The sequence below is a fragment of the Acetobacter fabarum genome (genome assembly GCF_022483405.1).
Taxonomy (GTDB): Bacteria; Pseudomonadota; Alphaproteobacteria; order Acetobacterales; family Acetobacteraceae; genus Acetobacter; species Acetobacter fabarum.
The window spans coordinates 77,672-95,756 of record NZ_JAKVNI010000001.1 but is presented as its reverse complement, the minus strand read 5'-3'; the positions used below and the strand labels follow the sequence as shown (position 1 = coordinate 95,756).

16 protein-coding genes are annotated in these 18,085 nt (G+C 57.1%); 6 read left to right on the top strand and 10 right to left on the bottom strand.

Annotated features, from left to right (window positions below; all coding sequences use genetic code 11):
* Positions 1 to 25: 25 nt before the first annotated feature.
* Entirely contained in the window at positions 26 to 1,639 is a 1,614-nt protein-coding gene (locus LKE65_RS00490) for an ISL3 family transposase (RefSeq protein ID WP_075624942.1), read from the bottom strand.
* Positions 1,640 to 1,987: 348 nt separating this feature from the next.
* Between LKE65_RS00490 and LKE65_RS00485 the strand changes: the two genes are divergently transcribed.
* Together LKE65_RS00485 and LKE65_RS00480 are read left to right on the top strand one after the other, a co-directional pair.
* Positions 1,988 to 2,751, top strand: a protein-coding gene (locus LKE65_RS00485) for an IS5 family transposase (RefSeq protein ID WP_278739980.1) whose coding sequence is annotated in 2 segments (ribosomal slippage) — positions 1,988 to 2,321 and positions 2,321 to 2,751 — 765 coding nt in all. Because the reading frame shifts where the segments join, the coding sequence is not laid out codon by codon here.
* Between the two features lie 3 nt (positions 2,752 to 2,754).
* A complete protein-coding gene (locus LKE65_RS00480) occupies positions 2,755 to 2,985 on the top strand; it encodes a DUF2274 domain-containing protein (RefSeq protein ID WP_278741711.1) in 231 nt (76 codons plus the stop codon).
* Between the two features lie 2 nt (positions 2,986 to 2,987).
* Here the strand turns inward: LKE65_RS00480 and LKE65_RS00475 are convergent, their stop codons facing one another.
* The 7 genes from LKE65_RS00475 to LKE65_RS00445 all read right to left on the bottom strand — a co-directional run bounded on the left by LKE65_RS00475 (position 2,988) and on the right by LKE65_RS00445 (position 13,136).
* Positions 2,988 to 3,902: a LysR family transcriptional regulator gene (locus LKE65_RS00475; protein ID WP_278741710.1), complete on the bottom strand. Its 915-nt coding sequence runs from the start codon at positions 3,900 to 3,902 to the stop codon at positions 2,988 to 2,990.
* A 282-nt stretch (positions 3,903 to 4,184) separates the two neighbouring features.
* Positions 4,185 to 5,525 (bottom strand): ATP-binding protein, encoded by a 1,341-nt coding sequence (locus tag LKE65_RS00470; RefSeq protein WP_278739979.1) that lies wholly within the window; start codon positions 5,523 to 5,525, stop codon positions 4,185 to 4,187.
* Positions 5,522 to 6,232: a response regulator gene (locus tag LKE65_RS00465; protein WP_278739978.1), complete on the bottom strand. Its 711-nt coding sequence runs from the start codon at positions 6,230 to 6,232 to the stop codon at positions 5,522 to 5,524. Before LKE65_RS00465 ends, LKE65_RS00470 begins: the two co-directional genes overlap by 4 nt.
* Before the next feature lie 177 nt (positions 6,233 to 6,409).
* The gene (locus LKE65_RS00460) at positions 6,410 to 7,879 is read right to left on the bottom strand and encodes an efflux transporter outer membrane subunit (protein WP_278739977.1); all 1,470 of its coding nucleotides are present in this window, start codon (positions 7,877 to 7,879) and stop codon (positions 6,410 to 6,412) included.
* On the bottom strand, positions 7,879 to 11,019 hold the full coding sequence (locus LKE65_RS00455) for an efflux RND transporter permease subunit (RefSeq protein ID WP_278739975.1): 3,141 nt from the start codon (positions 11,017 to 11,019) through the stop codon (positions 7,879 to 7,881). Before LKE65_RS00455 ends, LKE65_RS00460 begins: the two co-directional genes overlap by 1 nt.
* A complete protein-coding gene (locus LKE65_RS00450; RefSeq protein WP_278741708.1) occupies positions 11,016 to 12,113 on the bottom strand; it encodes an efflux RND transporter periplasmic adaptor subunit in 1,098 nt (365 codons plus the stop codon). Before LKE65_RS00450 ends, LKE65_RS00455 begins: the two co-directional genes overlap by 4 nt.
* A gap of 243 nt (positions 12,114 to 12,356) precedes the next feature.
* Positions 12,357 to 13,136 (bottom strand): DUF3313 domain-containing protein, encoded by a 780-nt coding sequence (locus LKE65_RS00445; protein ID WP_278739974.1) that lies wholly within the window; start codon positions 13,134 to 13,136, stop codon positions 12,357 to 12,359.
* Between the two features lie 637 nt (positions 13,137 to 13,773).
* Here LKE65_RS00445 and LKE65_RS00440 point away from each other — a divergent pair.
* The 4 genes from LKE65_RS00440 (at position 13,774) to LKE65_RS00425 (ending at position 15,802) form a co-directional block, all read left to right on the top strand.
* On the top strand, positions 13,774 to 14,112 hold the full coding sequence (locus LKE65_RS00440) for a YegP family protein (protein ID WP_278739971.1): 339 nt from the start codon (positions 13,774 to 13,776) through the stop codon (positions 14,110 to 14,112).
* Positions 14,113 to 14,117: 5 nt separating this feature from the next.
* On the top strand, positions 14,118 to 15,164 hold the full coding sequence (locus LKE65_RS00435) for an alginate lyase family protein (protein ID WP_278739970.1): 1,047 nt from the start codon (positions 14,118 to 14,120) through the stop codon (positions 15,162 to 15,164).
* Positions 15,165 to 15,177: 13 nt separating this feature from the next.
* Positions 15,178 to 15,444: a hypothetical protein gene (locus tag LKE65_RS00430; RefSeq protein WP_278739967.1), complete on the top strand. Its 267-nt coding sequence runs from the start codon at positions 15,178 to 15,180 to the stop codon at positions 15,442 to 15,444.
* Between the two features lie 97 nt (positions 15,445 to 15,541).
* Complete coding sequence (locus LKE65_RS00425) at positions 15,542 to 15,802, top strand: GlsB/YeaQ/YmgE family stress response membrane protein (RefSeq protein WP_278739966.1); 261 nt, start codon at positions 15,542 to 15,544, stop codon at positions 15,800 to 15,802.
* 73 nt (positions 15,803 to 15,875) lie between these two features.
* Here the strand turns inward: LKE65_RS00425 and LKE65_RS00420 are convergent, their stop codons facing one another.
* Together LKE65_RS00420 and LKE65_RS00415 are read right to left on the bottom strand one after the other, a co-directional pair.
* Positions 15,876 to 17,624: a recombinase family protein gene (locus tag LKE65_RS00420; RefSeq protein ID WP_278739964.1), complete on the bottom strand. Its 1,749-nt coding sequence runs from the start codon at positions 17,622 to 17,624 to the stop codon at positions 15,876 to 15,878.
* Positions 17,621 to 18,085, bottom strand: a complete 465-nt coding sequence (locus LKE65_RS00415) for a hypothetical protein (RefSeq protein ID WP_278739963.1) — start codon at positions 18,083 to 18,085, stop codon at positions 17,621 to 17,623. The genes LKE65_RS00420 and LKE65_RS00415 overlap by 4 nt, the downstream gene beginning before the upstream one ends.

The window sequence follows — 18,085 nt, the reverse complement described above, 5'->3', positions numbered from 1 at the left end:
CACTTTTCGTGATGATGTTTTTTGATTATGCGGGCTGAAGGACACGCGCCCTGAGGAGTTCGAAGCCTGCTCTTCCGAACATGGTTCGCTTGATCATTTTCAGTCGGCTGATCTGTCCTTCAACCGGGCTGGTTGTCCAAGGTGTGACAAGAGACGCTTCAATGGCAGCCGCATCCCGTTCAAGCGCGGGAATCAGACGTGACAGCAGCGTCGTCTTTCCTTCTTCCAGCAGAGCCTTCAGATCGCCTCCCGTGCAGGTGTCACCCCTTTTACAGAGCAGGGTCTGCATTTTCCTGAGCCAGCAGAGTGTGACGGCAAGGTGCGGTTCAGCTTCCAGAAGGGCAGGAACCAGCAGTCCCTCCTGTCCGGCAGATAACGGATCCTCTGCGAGGAGAAGCCGCGCAAGTCTGCGTCCCCGAGGTGCAACGACATGCGCGGAAGGAACGGGTTTCGCGGAACATCCCTGTCGCGTCGCCACCCATTTCCAGACGGTGCCATATTGTCCTGCAAAGCCCTGCTCCAGGAGTTCCCGCCATAGCTGACGACTATTGCGACATCCTTCGGACCATCTCTTTTCCAGGTGGGCTGCGTAAGGCACGAGTATGCTGCGTAGCGGAACCGTCCTTTTCCATGGTGGTGCATGGCCCCGCTGAAACCAGCGCCGCACGGTTTTTCTCTCTACCCCGATCGTTGTGGCGATAGCCTGAATGCTGTGTCCCTCTGCTTTCAGGGCAAGAGCTTCCTTGAAAAGAATATCACGTCGTTCCCCAGAGGCTGACCTGACGACCGCCTGCGCCTCTTCTGGATGCGCTCTGATTGTTTCAGATATTTTGCTTACTGCCGTTGATACGTTCAGCTGTCGTGTCAGGGTCCTCACTGTTGTCGTAAAACGGTCCAGAATGCTGACAAAAGCGTCTGACAGGTTCTTCAGCAGATGCCAGCGGTCTGTCACCTGAAGAGCGGATGGTGCGCCTCTGCGGCATCCGTCTGCATAAGCACCGGCACGGTCTCTGGCAATGATTTCAATACCGGGATGGACCTGCAGCCATCGGGCAAGGGTATCAGCGTCCCGATCTGGCAGGAGGTCAATGACATCATTTTTCTCAAGATCAACCACAATCGTTCCATAGTGATGTCCCCGCCGCCATGCCCAGTCATCCACCCCCACCACACGTGTACGGGCCATGCCTTTTGTGGTGTTCTGCGCACGTGAGAGAAGACGGCGGACAAGAGTATCGGCGCTGATGGGGCAACACAGGCGCACGGTCATTCGTGCTCCAGCGGAACCGCCCAGGGTATGGGCGATATAATAATGAAGATCGGCAAGACGTGTGGTCTGTCTGCCATGACGCACGGTTATCCCCTCAAGGGGCATGACAAACGTCCGACGTGGACAAAGCATCGTCTGGCAGAAAAAGCGCGGCACAGAAACGATCAGCGTGGCTGGACGGCCCTGCCATGGAAGATCCGCGAGTTTTCTCTGATAGAAACTGTGAATGCGTCGTGTCGGGCACTGACAGTCCGGACACACTGCACTCCGCTTTCGCAGACTGACTTCGATCTCCACTCTGTTGTCCAGTGCAACAACACGACGAACGACGAGGGAACGGGGAAGATCAAGAGACCGAAGGCGTGACACTGGGGAATATCCATGAAAGTGAACGACTTTCTGGATTTCCCAGTTCCGGAACCTAAGTACAAGATACCCATCACGAAAAGTGCGGAAGAACCCAGTTCTCAGTGAAAATCAACAATCGCCCATTTCGGCTGGCTCTGGCGCCGTGAATTCGCGGGTGTGAGCCTGGACGACGCCCCCAATGTAGCGCGCTGGTACGCGGAGATCGAGACGCGTTCTGCCATTCAGCGCGCTATCGTTCAGGTTGGCAGACTTGTTCATACTGCGTGAAAAGACTAGGCTCAGGACCTATTAATTCGTTGAATTGAGTTGGCTGTTGTGATTCACCGGCTTACCGATGGAGGGTGGCCTGTGAGTGATGTGTTTTTGCTTTCCGAGCAGCAGATGGAGAAGATCAGAGCGTATTTTCCGCTGGCGCATGGTGTGCCGCGCGTGGATGACAGGCGGGTTCTGAGCGGGATTGTTTATGTGATCCGCAATGGTCTTCAGTGGAAAGATGCCCCGAAAGCCTATGGTCCGCACAAGACCTTATACAACCGGTTCATTCGCTGGAGTCGTCTGGGTGTTTTTGACCGGATCTTCGTCGCACTGACTGAGCAGACCGGCCGTTCGACGCGCCTGATGATCGATGCAACACATCTCAAAGCTCACCGGACAGCGGCCTCCCTGCTCAAAAAGGGGCTTTTCCCCGCCATATCGGACGGACAAAGGGCGGTCTGAACTCAAAACTGCATGCCGTGTGTGACGGTGAAGGTCGTCCAGTCCGTCTTCATCTGACTGCAGGACAGGTCAGTGACTTCAAAGGCGCCGATGCTCTGCTCTCGGATCTCCCGGAAGAGACAGAAGAAGTTCTCGGGGACCGGGGATACGACAGTAATAAAATCAGGCAGTCTCTCGCAGAACGGAATATCACCGCCTGTATCCCGCCGAAGAAGAACCGGAAATCAAAGCCACCTTACGACTGGCATCTGTATAAAAAGCGCCACCTCATCGAAAACATGTTCGCAAAGCTCAAAGACTGGCGGCGGGTGGCAACACGATATGACAGGTGTGCCCATACGTTCATGTCCTCAATCTATATCGCAGCAAGCTTCATCTTCTATCTCAAAGAATGAGTACTGAGCCTAAAGATTAGAGAAATACCCGACGAAAGACCGGTTAGAATGACGGTGACCGTACCTGCTGATCTTCATCGTGATCTGCTTGCCTACGCAGCGCTTCTTTCCGGTAATGATGGAGCGACGGATCCGGCCCGGCTGGTCGCACTCATGCTCCGGCAATTCATAATGTCGGACAAAGGGTTCGCCAGGGCACGGAGAAAGGAAAAAGGAACGTCATCCGAAAAGTAGGCTCATGGCCGATGGAATTCGAGATGCCGGGCGAACGTTTGGGCACACGAATTTTCATTGTCGGGCCTCCAGACAATCCCGAATTCCAGATGGGAGGAACCGTCCGCATCTCGTATTTCCACGATTGCGACGTCATGCCCATGTTGATCGCGGATCAGCGGCAGCCACGAGGCAGGTAGCAGGGCAGCACCTTCGTTATTCTGGACGAGGGCGATGATCCTGTTGCTACCAATATCATGACGCCGGATATTTGGACGGTTGCCTGTCTCTCCGAGCTTGCGCTGGATGAGCGTCTCGAAGTCCCGACCAGCATTGTCGCGTCCGATCAGGAAGCCTTCATGACGTAGGTCCGTCCAGGACACTTCCGCCTGTGTCGCGAGAGAATGACCGGCGGGGAGGGCAACCACGATACGGTCGCTCCACAGAGGTGTGACCCGCAAGGCGGGCGGCAGGTTGCGTCGTGTAACGACGGCGAAATCGATCTGCCCGCGCTGGAGTCGGCGCAGCAGTCTTTTGCCCGTGCCTTCGGAATAGCGAAAGACGATATCGGGGTGTGTGGTGCGGAATTCTGCCGTGAAGGTCGAGAGTCTTCCGGGCAGGACGCAGGTCTGGATGCCAATAGCGATCTGGCCATTCTCGCCCTTGCCCGTTCGCTGCGCGCGGGCGTTCATACTCGTCACGTTGTCCAGAATTGTCTGGCTCCAGCGGATGAATTCCTGACCGAAGACGGTCGGGACGACACCAGCGGGAGAGCGGGTGAAGAGCCTGACATTCAGGCGCTCCTCAAGGCTGCGCAGTGACCGGCTCACGGCGGATTGCCGGGTGTTCAGGAAACGTGCCGCACCGTGGATACTGCCTTGTTCCGCGATCGCTCGTACGCATAACAATTGCCACAAATCAAAAGGCGGACGGCGCATCACCTGTCACGCCGTTTTGCTATGGCGCAGCTTGATGACAAGTATAGATTGAATAGACTGAAGGTAGCACTAACAATTTCGTGTACGTGCCGACGACGATCACAGAATCTGGCCAAGATCGGCTGGTGACTCCGATGCCAGACACCATGATCAGTAGAAGCAACTTCACGATTATAGCGCTTGTGGTCATGATGATCGCCCTAAAATGAATACGTGTCGTATCTCAAATTGAATATATGAATAATTCATGTGCATAACTTCTCCCACAAGCACTGTCCTTGTTCAGGTCGGGAAGGGCAGAGCTACTGTTACCAGTAGCCCTCCGTCCGCGTGATTTTTTAATATGATCTCCCCACCATGAGCGGTGACGATTGCTCGGGCGGATGTGAGGCCCAGTCCGATGCCGCCGGTCTTTCGATTGCGTGAGCGCTCCACGCGATAAAAAGGCAAGAATACCTCCTCTATCGATGATTCCGGGATCCCGGGACCTTTGTCTCTGATGAAGACCATCATGTTGTTATGATCGGCCTCGATGCTGACTCGTGCCTCTTCGCCGTAGAGGCAGGCATTTTCAATGAGATTTCCAAATGCACGCTTGAGCGCGATGGGTCTTCCTTCGAAAATAAAATGATCACTTCCCTCGATTTTCGCGTTCCTTCCCTGGTCGGTAAGGTCGTCGACGATGATCTGAAGCAGGTCAGAGATTACAAACTGGGTCGAGTATTCCGTTGGAGCCTCGTCATTGAAGAACGCCAATGCAGCATGGATCATTGCCTGCATCTCATCTACATCACGGAAAAGCCGCTGGCGTTGATCAAGATCGTCGATAAACTCGCCACGCAGCCTTACGCGCGTCAGAGGTGTTCGCAGATCATGTGAAATCGCTGCCAACATGTCCGTGCGGTCTGTTACAAATCGTCTGATCTGTGTTTGCATGGAATTAAAGGCGGCGATGGCTGCGTGAAGTTCAATCGGTCCCTTCTCAGGCATGGGAGGGGCATTAGGGTCCGTTCCGAAGCGTCGAGCCGCTGAAGTGAAAGCCTCAAACGGCTGGATTAGCGTTCGAGAGGCTAGCCATGAGATCGTGACTGTAGAGATCAGGACAAAAAAGAGAATAAGGCTATATCTGAACCAAGGTCTTACGCCCCAGCTTCTATGTTGTGCAGTAAAAACGAGCCACGTTGCATCAGGGAGCGAAACGGCCATTCCGTAGGCTGCTGTTCCGAAGAGGTCATTATCCGATCTCCGGTCCGACGCGGCAGGGGCTTGATACACGAGAACCCGGCAGCCAGGGGTACGAGCGTGTATAAGATGCTCCATTCTAACGGCTTCTAACGCAAGATTCTGGTGAATGGAGGGAATGCTGCGATGCCACTCTACCTGAAAGACATCGTTTCCTGCTGCCTGAGAGGCCGCGGGACGTAATGCCTGTGGCAATGCGCCGATAACGCGCACGAGAGTCGCTGCTTGTTCTTCCAGGCCGGTTTCAGCGATGCTGGGCCTGGCCCAGACACCACCGGCCTTGACGAAGAGAAGATACAGCCCGATTGACGAGAAAACAGCCAGCAAGATGGTTAGGGCGAGTCGTTTTGCGAGTGTATCGCGGATAAAGGGCGATATCATCCCGCGCGAACGTCCAATGTGAATATATAGCCACCACTTCGGACAGTTTTTATGACCGTAGGGTTTTTTGCATCGGGTTCCAATTTGCGCCGCAAGCGGCTGACTTGAGTGTCAATCGAGCGGTCAAAGGCGTCGTATTGCTCGCCATGAGCTGTGTCCAAAAGGTGATCACGGCTCAGGACTTTGTGCGGATTTTCCACGAAGGCCAGCAATAAATCGAATTCTCGTCCGGAAAGGGGCACCAGGATATTTTGAGCGGATCTCAGTTCTCGGCTAACTACATCGAGACGCCATGCCCCAAATTTCAAGACCGGATGGGCCGTCGATGTCACGAGCTCAGGCCCGCGTCCAGATCGGCGCAGGACAGCTTTCACCCGGGCGAGCAGCTCTCTCTGATCAAATGGCTTGGTGACGTAGTCATCTGCGCCGAGCTCCAGTCCCACCACCCGATCCGTGGCTGTCGCGATAGCCGTCAGCATGATGATGGGAATCTGACACCGCTGTCGAAGTCTTCTGCATAACTCGAAGCCATCTTCGCCCGGCATCATGATGTCCAGAATGATGAGATCAATCGCCTCGTCATCCAGAATTTTAAAAATATTCTGACCGCTCGCTATCGTGGTCACGTTGTGTCCGAATGAGTGGAAAAAACGTTCGAGGAGCTTAAGAATGTCTTCGTCGTCATCAATGATCAAAAGATGGCTCATGTCGTCTGCTTCCCTGGGTTTTCCAGCAACGTCTCCAGAGATCATCTGACGTTGTGCCAGTTGCTGGCTTGTAGTGCTTCGATATCGGAACCGCGGCTCGAAGGTGACGGAACGCTCCGTACCAGCGACGCCTCGGTGCGGGCAAAGCATACGACAATTCCCGGGCCGGCGGGATTCTCATTCGTGACGTGCGGGTGAGGTTTCGCCCCAGCCGCCTCCGAGGGCTTCGATTAGCGCCACGCTTTCGGCCAGGCGGCGTTGCTGAATACCCAGCCCATCTTCGATATTTGTCAATGCCGCGATCTGCGCGCTTGCGACCGTGGTGTAGCTTGTCGCGCCAAGTTGGTACTGTCCTAGAGCGAGATCGACAGCGTGGCGCGCCGAGGCAATGGTGGCAGTCTGGACCTCCGCCTCCTGAGAGAGAACTCTCAGGCTCGATAGCTCGTCCTCTACGCTTTGAAAGGCTATCAGGACCTGTTGGCGGTAATTGGCGACACTTTGGGCATAGGAGTCACGCGCCGCTCTTACTTTCGCTGAGCGCGCACCGCCGTCGAACAACACTTCGGTTCCTCCGACGGCGACTGACCACAGTTCATTCGATGCCTTGAACAAAGTATCCGGACCACTATAGCCGAATACGCCCCCGAGGTTGACTTCAGGAAAATATGCGGCGATTGCACTTCCTATCAAGGCATTTTCCTGAACGACCTTTTGCTCCGCTTCTGCGACGTCAGGGCGGCGTTCCAGCAATTGCGACGGCAGGACGAGCGGTACCGTCGGAACGTCGGTGGGCAGCGTCCCCATGGGGATGCTCAAGGCCGAGGGAGGTACGCCTGTGAGGAGAGCGATCGCGTGCTCATATTTGGCGCGCGCGATCCCGACATCGATGAGCTTTGCCTCCGCGTTTTGCATTTGAGTGCGTGCCGTCACGACATCGGTTTCAGCCGCAGCACCCAAGAGATGCTGTTGTTCCGTTATCGCCAGGGATCGCCGGTACGCTGCCAGCGTGTTGCCCAGAAGAGTCGTCAGACTATCGTTGTAACGCAAGGCGATGTAATCCGTCGCCAGTTGCACCTGCGCGTCGAGTGTCAGCCAGGCGAGTTGGTCCTCTGTCGCCCGGGCGGCGGCCCGATCGCTTTCGAGTTGCCGCCGTATCTGGCCCCACGCGTCGATCTTCCATGTGGCGAAACCGCTGGCCGACGGGCGTGTCTTGGTCTGGCTTTCGATCCCGTAGCGGCCGTTGAAATGATAGCGTCTTTCGCTTGAGGCGACCGATAGGGTAGGCAGCAGATCGGCGTGAGTCTCGTCGACTTGTGCAAGCGCCTCGCGATAGGCGGCCTCATAGGCTTTCAGATTCTGGTTCCCGATCTTAACCCTGGCTTCGAGATCGGACAGAGTGGGATCATGAAAAATGGACCACCAGGCTTCTCGAGGTAGAGCATTGCCGTGTTGTGCCGGTACCCAGGTAACGTCACCTGCGTGAATTTCCTTGTACATGTCGGGAACATACATGCTTGGCCGTTTGTAATTAGGCCCGAACATGCAGCCGGCGAGAAGCACCGGGAGCGATCGTGCGAGAAGGGCGGCGTAACGACGCAGCCGTCCTGCTTGCGGTTGCCGATGGCTATGTGACTTCAGGTAGACCATCAGGCTGTCTGTGATCCGGCATGGCTCTTGGATTGGTGTCTGCGCTCCTCCAGCGTGCGGATTAGGATAAAGAATGCCGGCACCAGAAGAACGGCGAGGCATGTCGACGAGATCATGCCGGACAATGTCGTGATACCGATGGACTTTCGGGCATTCGCGCCCGCGCCGCTGGCCGTCACGAGCGGTATAACGCCGAGGGAAAAGGCGATCGATGTCATGAGAATGGGACGGAACCTGGTGTGAGCCGCCTCAATGGCCGCCTCTTGTATGGATTTGCCGCCGTTCCTCAACTCACGTGCCATCTCGACAATCAGAATCGCATTCTTGGCCGACAATGCGACCAGAAGGATCATGCCGATCTGGGTATAGAGGTTGTTGTCGATCCCAAGCGCGGTCATGATGGCGACCGGACCGGTCAAAGAGAGTGGAACAGCCACGATCACGGCCATTGGCATTAACCAGCTTTCATATTGTGCGGCCAGAACTAGATAAACGAGGAGAAGGGCGAAGCCGAACACCAGGTAGAGCTGCCCTCCGACGGACTTCTCCTGATAAGACATGGCCGTCCAATCGAAGCCGACGCCATCCGGCAGAATGCGAGCTGCGCTTTCCATTTGGGCAATGGCCTCGCCGGAGCTGAAGCCCTTGGCTGCCATGCCGATAACGGTGGCGGTGGGATAAAGATTATAGAGGCTCACCAATGACGGTCCGCTGGAATGGGTAAACGTTATGAGCGATCCAAGTGGAATCATCTGTCCGCGCCCATTTTTGACGCGCAACTGAGCGACATGCTCGGGATCGAGCCTCTGGATGTCTTGCGCTTCGACGTAAATCTGGAATACGTGATTGAAACGATCGAATTGACCCGCGTATCCTGATCCGACAGCATCGGATAACGCTGTGAACACATCTTGGATCGGTACCCCGAGCGTCGCGGCTTTTTCCCGGTCTATCGTCACGGTAAATTGCGGTGCTTGGGCACGGAAGGTCGTGCCGAGCCGTGCAACCCCAGCCTGCCTGTTCCCGGCGTCCAGAAGCTGGTCTGTCGCGTGCTGGAGACGTTGCCAGTCCAGAGAGCCGTCGCGGAGCTCCACCTGCATCGTAAAGCCGCCGGCATTGCCTATCCCTTGGATCGCGGGGGGCGGGATCACGCGTACCGAAGCGTCATGGATCGAGGCGACGGATTGCGACAGAGCAAGAAACATGCCTCGCAGATCCTCTTTATGTCCTCGGTGGTTCCAGTCCTTGAGTACGACGTATTCCAGGCCGGCATTCTGCAACTGTGCGTTGTTGTCGAGAACCGACATGCCGGAAATGGCTACGGTGTCCGACACTCCAGGGATGTTTTGCGTCAGCGCGGCGACCCGTGTAAGCACGTCCTGAGTCCGCGCAAGGGACGCGCCGTCTGGTAGCTGGACGCTGATAACGAAGAATCCCTGATCTTCCAGAGGGAGGAAGCCGGTCGGAATTTTTGCAAGTCCAAAGGTCGCAACCGCGATCAAACCGCCCGCGCATAGGGCAGACGTCCCCGAATGTCCAGCAATTCGTTTGATAGCGGTGAGGTATCGTGCTTCGGTCCAGCCATAGATGACATTAAAGCGCCGATATAGGGCATTCTTTCTTTTATCACCGGTTTCTACACGCATCCACGTGGCGCATTGCGTTGGCTTGAGCGTAATGGCGTTCAATGCGCTGATGAGAGCTGTCGCTGCGATGACGAGCGCGAATTGCGCGTACATTCTCCCGGTCAGGCCGGGCAGAAAGGCCGCCGGCGTGAAGACCGACATCAACACCAAGGTGATACCGATGATCGGCCCGAGCAGAAGGGTCATAGCGTGTTCGGCGGCCTCGCGGGGGGCAAGCCCCTGTTCCATCGCTTTCGCGACGCCTTCGACGACGACGATCGCATCATCCACCACGATGCCGATCGCCAGGATGACGGCCAGCATCGTCGATATATTGATACCGAAACCCATTGCCGACATCGCCGCGAAGGCGCCGATGATGGTAACCGGGACCGTCGTCGCCGGAACCATCATGGCGCGCCAATCCTGGAGGAACATCAGGATGACGATCAGCACGAGAAGCGCGGATTCGAATAACGTCTTGTAGACTTCGTCGATGGAGGCACTCACGAACTTCGTCGTATCGAGCGGAAACCCATAGCTTACACCGGCCGGAAAATGCTGCGATAACGTCTCGACCCGAGCGCGGACCGCCTTGAAGACATCGACACCGTTAGCCGAAGGGTTCGGGTAGATGCCGATGCCGATAGCAGGCTGCCCATTCAGGCGGAATTCCTGAGCATAGCTCTTCGCGCCGAGTTCCACGTGGGCGACATCTCGTACCCTGACGATCTGTGCACCGGATGCCCCTCCGGTCTTGACGATGATGTTGCCGAACGCGATGGGGTCGGAAAAGCGGCCATGCACGTTCAAAGTATACTGGAACGCCTGCCGCTGACCGGGAGGCGCGCCGGTTTGCCCGGCGGGAACTTCCTGGCTCTGTTGCTGGACGGCTGCCAGAACATCCGCAGGCGTTAGATCGTGGGCTTGCAGACGATCGGCATCGAACCAGATCCGCATGGCATATTGGCTTGCGCCGAGGATCGAAACGCTGCCGACGCCCGGAATGCGGGATAGCGGATCGACAAGGTTGATCGTCGCGTAATTGCTCAGGAACAGGCCGTCGCGGCTATGGTCCGGCGATTGCAGAGAAATGAAGCCGAGAACATTGGTGGCACGCTTCTGGACAGTGACGCCCTGAGTCTGCACGCTACCGGGCAGCAGGGCCAAGGCGGACGTGACCCGGTTCTGAACCAGAACCTGGTCCCGATTTGGGTCCGTGCCGATCTGAAACGTAACCGTCAGAGTATAGACACCGCTATCAGTGCTGGTGGACTGCATATACAGCATGTCCTCCACGCCATTGATCTGCTCTTCGATCGGAAGAGCGATGGTCCGTGCGATCGTGGCGGCGCTGGCTCCTGGGTAGGTGGTTGTGACCTGAACGACGGGCGGCACTACGTCCGGATATTGCGAGACCGGAAGGCGCGCCAAGCCGACGATCCCGACCAGGATCGTGATGAGCGCTATGACATTGGCAAAGACCGGACGTTCAATGAAGAACTTTGAGATCACGGCGTGTCTCCGCCATGGCCAGGTGGAACGTCCTGCGGCGCGACCGTCTGTCCGACGCGGAGCGCTTGCAGATTATCCACGATCACACGATCGCCATTGACAAGACCCGTCTCGATCACCGTCAGGTCGCCGTCTTCCGCTCCCGTCGCAACCGTCCGCGCCTGTATCTTGCGGTCATTCGTTCCGACGACAAGGAGGGTCCGTCCGCTTTGATCGTTGCCGATCGCTTCAGTCGGCACCAACAAGGCGCGACGATGGACGCCGATCGCAACTCGGATATGCGCGAAATTTCCGGGCCTGAGATCATGAGCAGGATTGTCGAACACTGCTCTCACGGACAAAGTTCCCGTGCTCGGATCGATCTGGGGCGCGACATAATCGAGGTGCCCGATATGGGGATAGCCGGTTTCACCGTTGACTTCGACTGCGACCATGACGTCGGCTCCGTTGGGCGATCCGCCGTCCTTGATGATACGTAGCAGTCGCGCGGCATCATCCTCGGAGATATTGAACTGGACCCAGATCGGATCCAGCCTGACAATTTGCGCCAGTTCCGTCGGCTGTGTGCCGCCGACCAACTCACCCACATGCACCTGATGTGCCGTTACAAAACCATCGAATGGAGCGAGCACATGCGTATAACCATAGGTGATTTCTGTCTGCGTCAGCGCCGCGCGCGCCTGTTGCACGGAGGCATTGGCGGCATCCCGGCTGGAGCGGGTTTGTTCGGCCTGCTGCCGTGACGCGGAATCGAGACGCGCCAATGCCGCATATCTATGGGACTGCAACTCGTCGAAGGACGCGGTCGCTTCGGCGGACGCGAGATTTGCCTTGGCCTGATCACGCTGGGCGGCGTAGGGCGCTGGTTCGATCGTGAAGAGAAGGTCGCCCTTATGGACAAAGGCTCCGTCGCTGTAGCTGATCGCCTGAAGGAAACCCTGCACACGCGCGACGAGGCCGACACTCGCGGTGGCAGCAAGCTGGCCTGTCGCATACAGGTAATCTGGCACGTCCCGCGTCACGGGAGCCCGCACGTTCACCTGGATGGGAGGTGACGCCTTGACTGTGTTGCGGGCCTTACACCCAAAAAGCATCGGCGCGCATAACAGTAAGACCGTAAGGCATCCGGTTGGTTTTCTTGTGCGCCTAGATGAGAAGCCGGACGAGGCTGTCATATAAAAATCAATCCGCAATTCTATTGACGGTCACATAGATCAACATCCGATCGGATGTTGATCAGGCCCTCACCGTTGGTGGTGGAGTGGCGGCAAGTGCCAATCGGACATGTGAAGACTTGGCCCTGGCTGATGACATGAGCCTGTGAGGTCTTCCCTGCATCAATTCGGTGGCGCAGAAGCAGACGATTGCCCGAGGCTCCCAGTTTGCTCATTCACCACCGTGCGCCCCTGTTTCGAGAGTTGCTGTAGTTTTTGCATGAGATGATGAGCCCCGATCCGGACACCTTCCCGGGCGGCGTCCAGATAACCGAAGCTTACGGTTGGATCGAGAGCGTCCGGCGTCTGTACGGTCACGTGTGCATAGAGAAGTTTTGACGTTTGGGCATCATAGATTTCGACCGCGTAATACACCGCCCCGTAAGCGGTGCCATTCTGGCCTGCGGCTTGCATCAGCCCGTTTGTGACCAGGCCGAAACTCGAAACGTGGGAAATAGTCGATAAGACGGGAATGCTCTTTTGCAAACCTGTGAGCGTTACATGGAAACGGAGCGTACCTGGTCCGGGCTGTTGAACGAGATTATATTGCTTTTTGACGGCAGTCGGAAGGACCTTGTCGATATATTTTGCAATATATATGCGATCATCAGATGATGTTCCGCCAAATTGTCCGTCCGATTGCTGGTATATTTCAACGGGATCGACGATCGCATATTTATATGAAGAGAAGTCCACGTCATCCGCGACGTATTGAAATTTATTTTCACCGGACTTCTGTAGCGAAAGCACTGGTGTGGATTTCAGCCCTTGATATTTCGTAGGATCTGACGTGCATCCTGCCAGGATGCCGATCACAGCGAGAGAAAGCACCGCAGGAAGGGAGCATCGTGGCTGAACTTTGGAGCGGTTGAATGTTTTCGGTAGAGGGTACGAATTTGACATCTCAATAGCGCCTGGAAATCGAGTGACGGTTGGCGCGAGATTCTGGCGGAAGGTATCTCCCTTCCTGTGATGGCTGCATAATGTATCTCCCTTTATCAAGAACCCTGAGCCTCATAAGCGGCAGATACGCTAGCAATTGGTGGCGTTGCTTTTGATGTCACCTTTTTGTCGGAGCCGACACAATCCTCGGGCTACGTGACATTGTGGGGCTTCGGTTCGCCGTGGCGTTCGCTCTGAGTTATCGGCAGCATCATGCCCGCCGAGGCCGAACAACGATATTATGCCGCGCTGGACCTGATCCCCCTTGCCGCGTAATTTGATGAAATCAGTCTCCGCCAACCCTGGGGTGGTTCACACCTTTCCGGCGCGGGTTCAGTGGGGCGTGGGGAATCTGACTTATTCGGTTGAACGGTATGACTTGCTGAAACAGGAGGCTAGGCAGGTGCTTCTCCAGATGGCGAGGACCGCTTCGAAAGAGTGATGCGGCTCTCATCGCTTATGAAGATCGCCTCGGCGGCAATGCTGGCCGAGGAGAAGTCATACCATAGTCCTGCCATCGTTATGGGGCCATCCTTGTGGAAGTCTGGCATTTGCCAGGCTGTGCGATACTTCATGTTCGATCGGGGAGTTAAGTCGAATGGCCGCACATTTCGAGATCTACAAGGATAAGGCCAGTGAGTTCCGCTTTCATCTGAAGGCGGCCAATGGCGAGATCATTCTTGTCAGCGAAGGCTACAAGCAGCATGCCAGCGCCGTCCACGGCATTGAATCGGTCAAGACGAATGCTCCTGACGATGCGCGTTATGAACGGAAAGTCTCGACGTCGGGGAAGTCGCATTTCAACCTGAAGGCCCGCAATGGCGAGGTCATCGGGTCAAGCCAACTTTATGCGAGCGAGCAGACACGAGATCATGGGATAGAGGCGGTGAAAAAGGCAGCGACCGAGGCGACAGTGAAGGATCAGACAACCTCCTGATTTTGATGAAGAGGCAAGGTTACATCCTGGGGTTTGTCTTGTGCGCTGCTGGCGTTTGGACAGCCTCGGGAGCGCGGGCTGCCGACAACGGCTGGTGCCCTGTGGCCCCGGAACAGGCGAGGGAAGGGTTACCGTCCGTCCTCGCTGCACTGCGGTCGAGGCAGGATCAGGCACCGTCACCACTTCCTCATGTTCATACTGAGGGCACACTTCCCCGTCAGGGGATTTATGATGCAAGCATGGCGGCCAAGAAGGATCTGCCCGGCATGCAGGACGCGGCCCTGGCGTGGCGTGCGAAGGGGGAGACGAACTGGCTGGCTCTGGCGCAACGCTATCTCATGGTCTGGGTTGGGACATACAGACCCAGCTACAACCCGATCGATGAGACAGGCTTCGATACGCTGATCGAGACCTATGCGATTATCAAGGATGTTCTGCCGGCGCAGGAGCGCACCCATGCGCATCAGTTTCTGGAAGACTGGGCGCGTGGCTATTTGCAAAGCATAGATGAAAGAAACCATCGCGCGATCTGGGTGAATAACTGGCAGAGTCATCGCGTGAAGCTGGTGACCTTGATGGCGGTCGCACTGGATGATCCCGAACTGTTCAACGCTGCTCGTCAGCTTTTCCAGAGGCAGATTGCAGCCAATATCAATCCGAATGGTGAGACTCAGGATTTCGGCGACCGGGATGCGCTGCACTACGTCGTCTATGACCTCCAGCCTCTCGTCCAGGCGGCGCTTGCGGCGCAGCGTCGGGGCGAGGACTGGTATCACTGGCGAACAGCTGAAGATGCCTCCCTGGAGAAGGCAGTCGCGTGGCTGACACCTTACGTGTCGGAGGAGAGGACGCACGAAGAGTTTGTGCATTCCCATGTACGTTTTGACGCCATGAGGGCTCAGGCGGGACTCAAAGGGTTCACGGGGCTGTTTGATCCGCACGCGGCTGCGGCACTCTATTGGCTGGCGTCGCGTGCGGATCCGGCGCTTGAGCCCTTAGCGCGAAGCCTTTCCAGCAAGCCGCCGCTATCCGTGTCCATGTGCGGATTGTAGGGAGGCTCCGGAGGTGTCACCGATCGAAAAAATTGCTCTGACGACAGGTCTCGTCGTGGGGGGCTGCATTGGCAAGGTGCTTCATGATCGTCGTGCCGGTATCGCTGCTTTCCTGTGGCTGGCGATCATCTGCTTTGTTTTGCCCATCATTCTGTGGCTCTGCACTTTTTCGTATTCCATGCTTCTGATTGCGGTGCTGTATTCTGGTCTTGCTGTGCCGGCCGGGCTTTCGGCCATAGTGACTGCGCTCGTCCTGAAATACGCGACGGCTAACAGGTGAGGGCGCTATCCCCCGGCATCCTTCGTTTGGATGTTGACGCATGACGGCTACGTGCATGTCTGCTATGCCTGAGGATAAGGCATGATGGGGGTATGAGATGCATCTTATTTATACGGTCATCATCGGTTTGATTATCGGAGCGATCGCGAAGCTGCTGATGCCGGGCCGCGATCCTGGAGGTTTCATTATCACGATCCTTCTTGGCATCGCGGGCTCTGTTGTCGCCGGCTATATCGGACGGGCACTGCATTTTTATCAGGAAGGGCAGGCAGCTGGGTTTCTGGCGTCGGTCATCGGGGCCATTCTTCTGCTCGTGGTCTATCGTGCCGTTGTTGGAAATACGGGCGGTAAGAACTGACTGGATTACGGTTCCACATAATGTAATTGGCGGCTGCGGGTGGAACGATATAGTGCCAGAGCGTAGTCATCAATTATGCCTGGGCAGAAAACAGGTCTTTAAAACAAGCGGTTAAACTCGCTTCATTCTGAACTTGTAGATTCCGCAAGTCCAGAACCAAGCCTGTCCCCGCAATACCCGATACCGACACTCCCGAAGCCCTGGCTCCGGGAGTGTTCGTGTTTTTGGCTCCCTGACCGTGCGAGGCGGCGAAATCCAATAGCGTGCCCAGTTCGCCATGCAGCGTGGCGTGTATCTCGCCCCGACCCTTGCCGGGATGAAGCACGATCTTCTCGATCAGCGCGCGGATGGCCTCTGAGGCTTCCTGCCGGTCCTCGGGATGGTTCAGCGTCTCGGCCAGCCGCTCGACCTTGTGCTTGAAGATGCCTGCGACATTGGGATGAATGTCCGGTACGTCCTGGGGCTGGGCGACGAGCAGGGCGACCAGTTCATCCTCACGGGCCTCCATTTCGCGCATCCGCTCGACCATGCCACGTGTGTAACCGCCATCCTCGATGACCTGGAGCATCTGTTTCAGCCCCTTGCGCAGCCTGGTCAGTTCCGTCTGCCAGCCGGCTGTGCTGGCGCGGCGCTCATGGTTGGTGCGATTGGTTTCCTCCACATAGGCGCGCATGGCCTCCGCCGCCGCTTCCGGCGTCATCAGACGGTCCTTGAGACCCGACAGCACCCGGTCTTCCAGTTCCGGGCGGCGGATCGTGGTCCTGTTGGTGCAGGAGCGGTTGTCCATGTGGGTGGAGCATGCGAAGCGGTCGCCGCCCCGGATCGAGCAGGGGCCGCCGCACACGCCACAGAACACCAGACCCGAGAGCAGGGATTTCGGGCGGCGCTGGCCATTCAGCTTGTTGATCGAGGCGCGGATACCCGCGCTGATGTTCACGCTCTTCTCCGCGATCAACGCCTGCCGGTCGCGTACCGCCTGCCAGAGATCATCGTCCATGATCCGTAGATTCGGAACTTCGGTGACGATCCACTCCGATTGTGGATTCAGTCGGGACACACGCTTGCCCGTCTGCGGGTCTTTCAGATAGCGCAGGCGGTTCCAGACCAGCCGTCCGATGTAAAGTTCGTTGTTTACAATACCGGTGCCACGCAGGGCATTGCCCCGCAGGGTGGTGTTGTTCCATTTGCCGCCCGTGGGGCTGAGGATACCTTCGTCGTTCAGACGGCTGGCGATGGAAAGCGCGCTGCGCCCGGAAGCGAATTCCCGGAAGATGCGGCGGACGATTTCCGCCTGTGCGTCGTCGATCTCGCGGTCGCCCCGGATCAGTTCGCCCCGTCCGTCCATCTGATGCACGACGCGATAGCCGTAGCAGATCCCGCCGCCGGATTTGCCCGCCTCGACCCGGCCACGCAGGCCGCGATGGGTCTTCATCGCCAAGTCCTTGAGGAACAGGGCGTTCATGGTGCCTTTGAGGCCGACGTGAAGCTCACTGATCTCACCTTCCGCCAGGGTGACGATGGTCACCCCCGCGAATTGCAGGCGCTTGAACAGGGTGGCGACGTCGGCCTGGTCGCGGGACACGCGGTCCAGCGCCTCGGCCAGCACGACATCGAACTGCCCGGCCTGAGCATCGCGGAGCAGGGTCTGGATGCCGGGACGCAGGATCATGCTGGCCCCGGAGATGGCCGCGTCGCGGTAGTACTCCACCACCCGCCAGCCCTCGCGCGTGGCGCGCTCTTCACAGAGACGGAACTGGTCCTCGATCGAGGCCGCCCGCTGGTTGTCCGAGGAATAGCGGGCATAGAGCGCGACACGGGTCATGACCTTACTTCCTTATCCTTGCCAGTTTTCCACAGCCAGCGACGCACGGCAGCACTTTTCTTCTGTCGGGCGAGGGCGACAAACTCCGCCTTAATCTGGCTGAACAGGCCCGGCGGAATAAAACCGTAGGCGAAAACACCCGCCTTGCCGGGGACCGGCGATACACCGCCGCTCGGCCATTCATCGACGTTGTGCTCCGAGACAATCACCCAGCTTGGCACGTCATCCAGTCCGATCGCTGCCTTGACCTTCGGTGGTATCTCGATCCCGACCGTATCGCCGGAAGGCGGCGTGTGGGTGATGGGCAGAAACACGACATAGCGGGGCCGCAGCATACTGTCGCTGGCCGCGACGAGGCAGGCGGGACGATCCTTGCCTTGGTCCTGTCCCCGCGTGGCCTCATGCGTCCACAGATAGTCGTAACGGACCACGAGGCCGGGTTTGGGTTCGGGAAACGACAC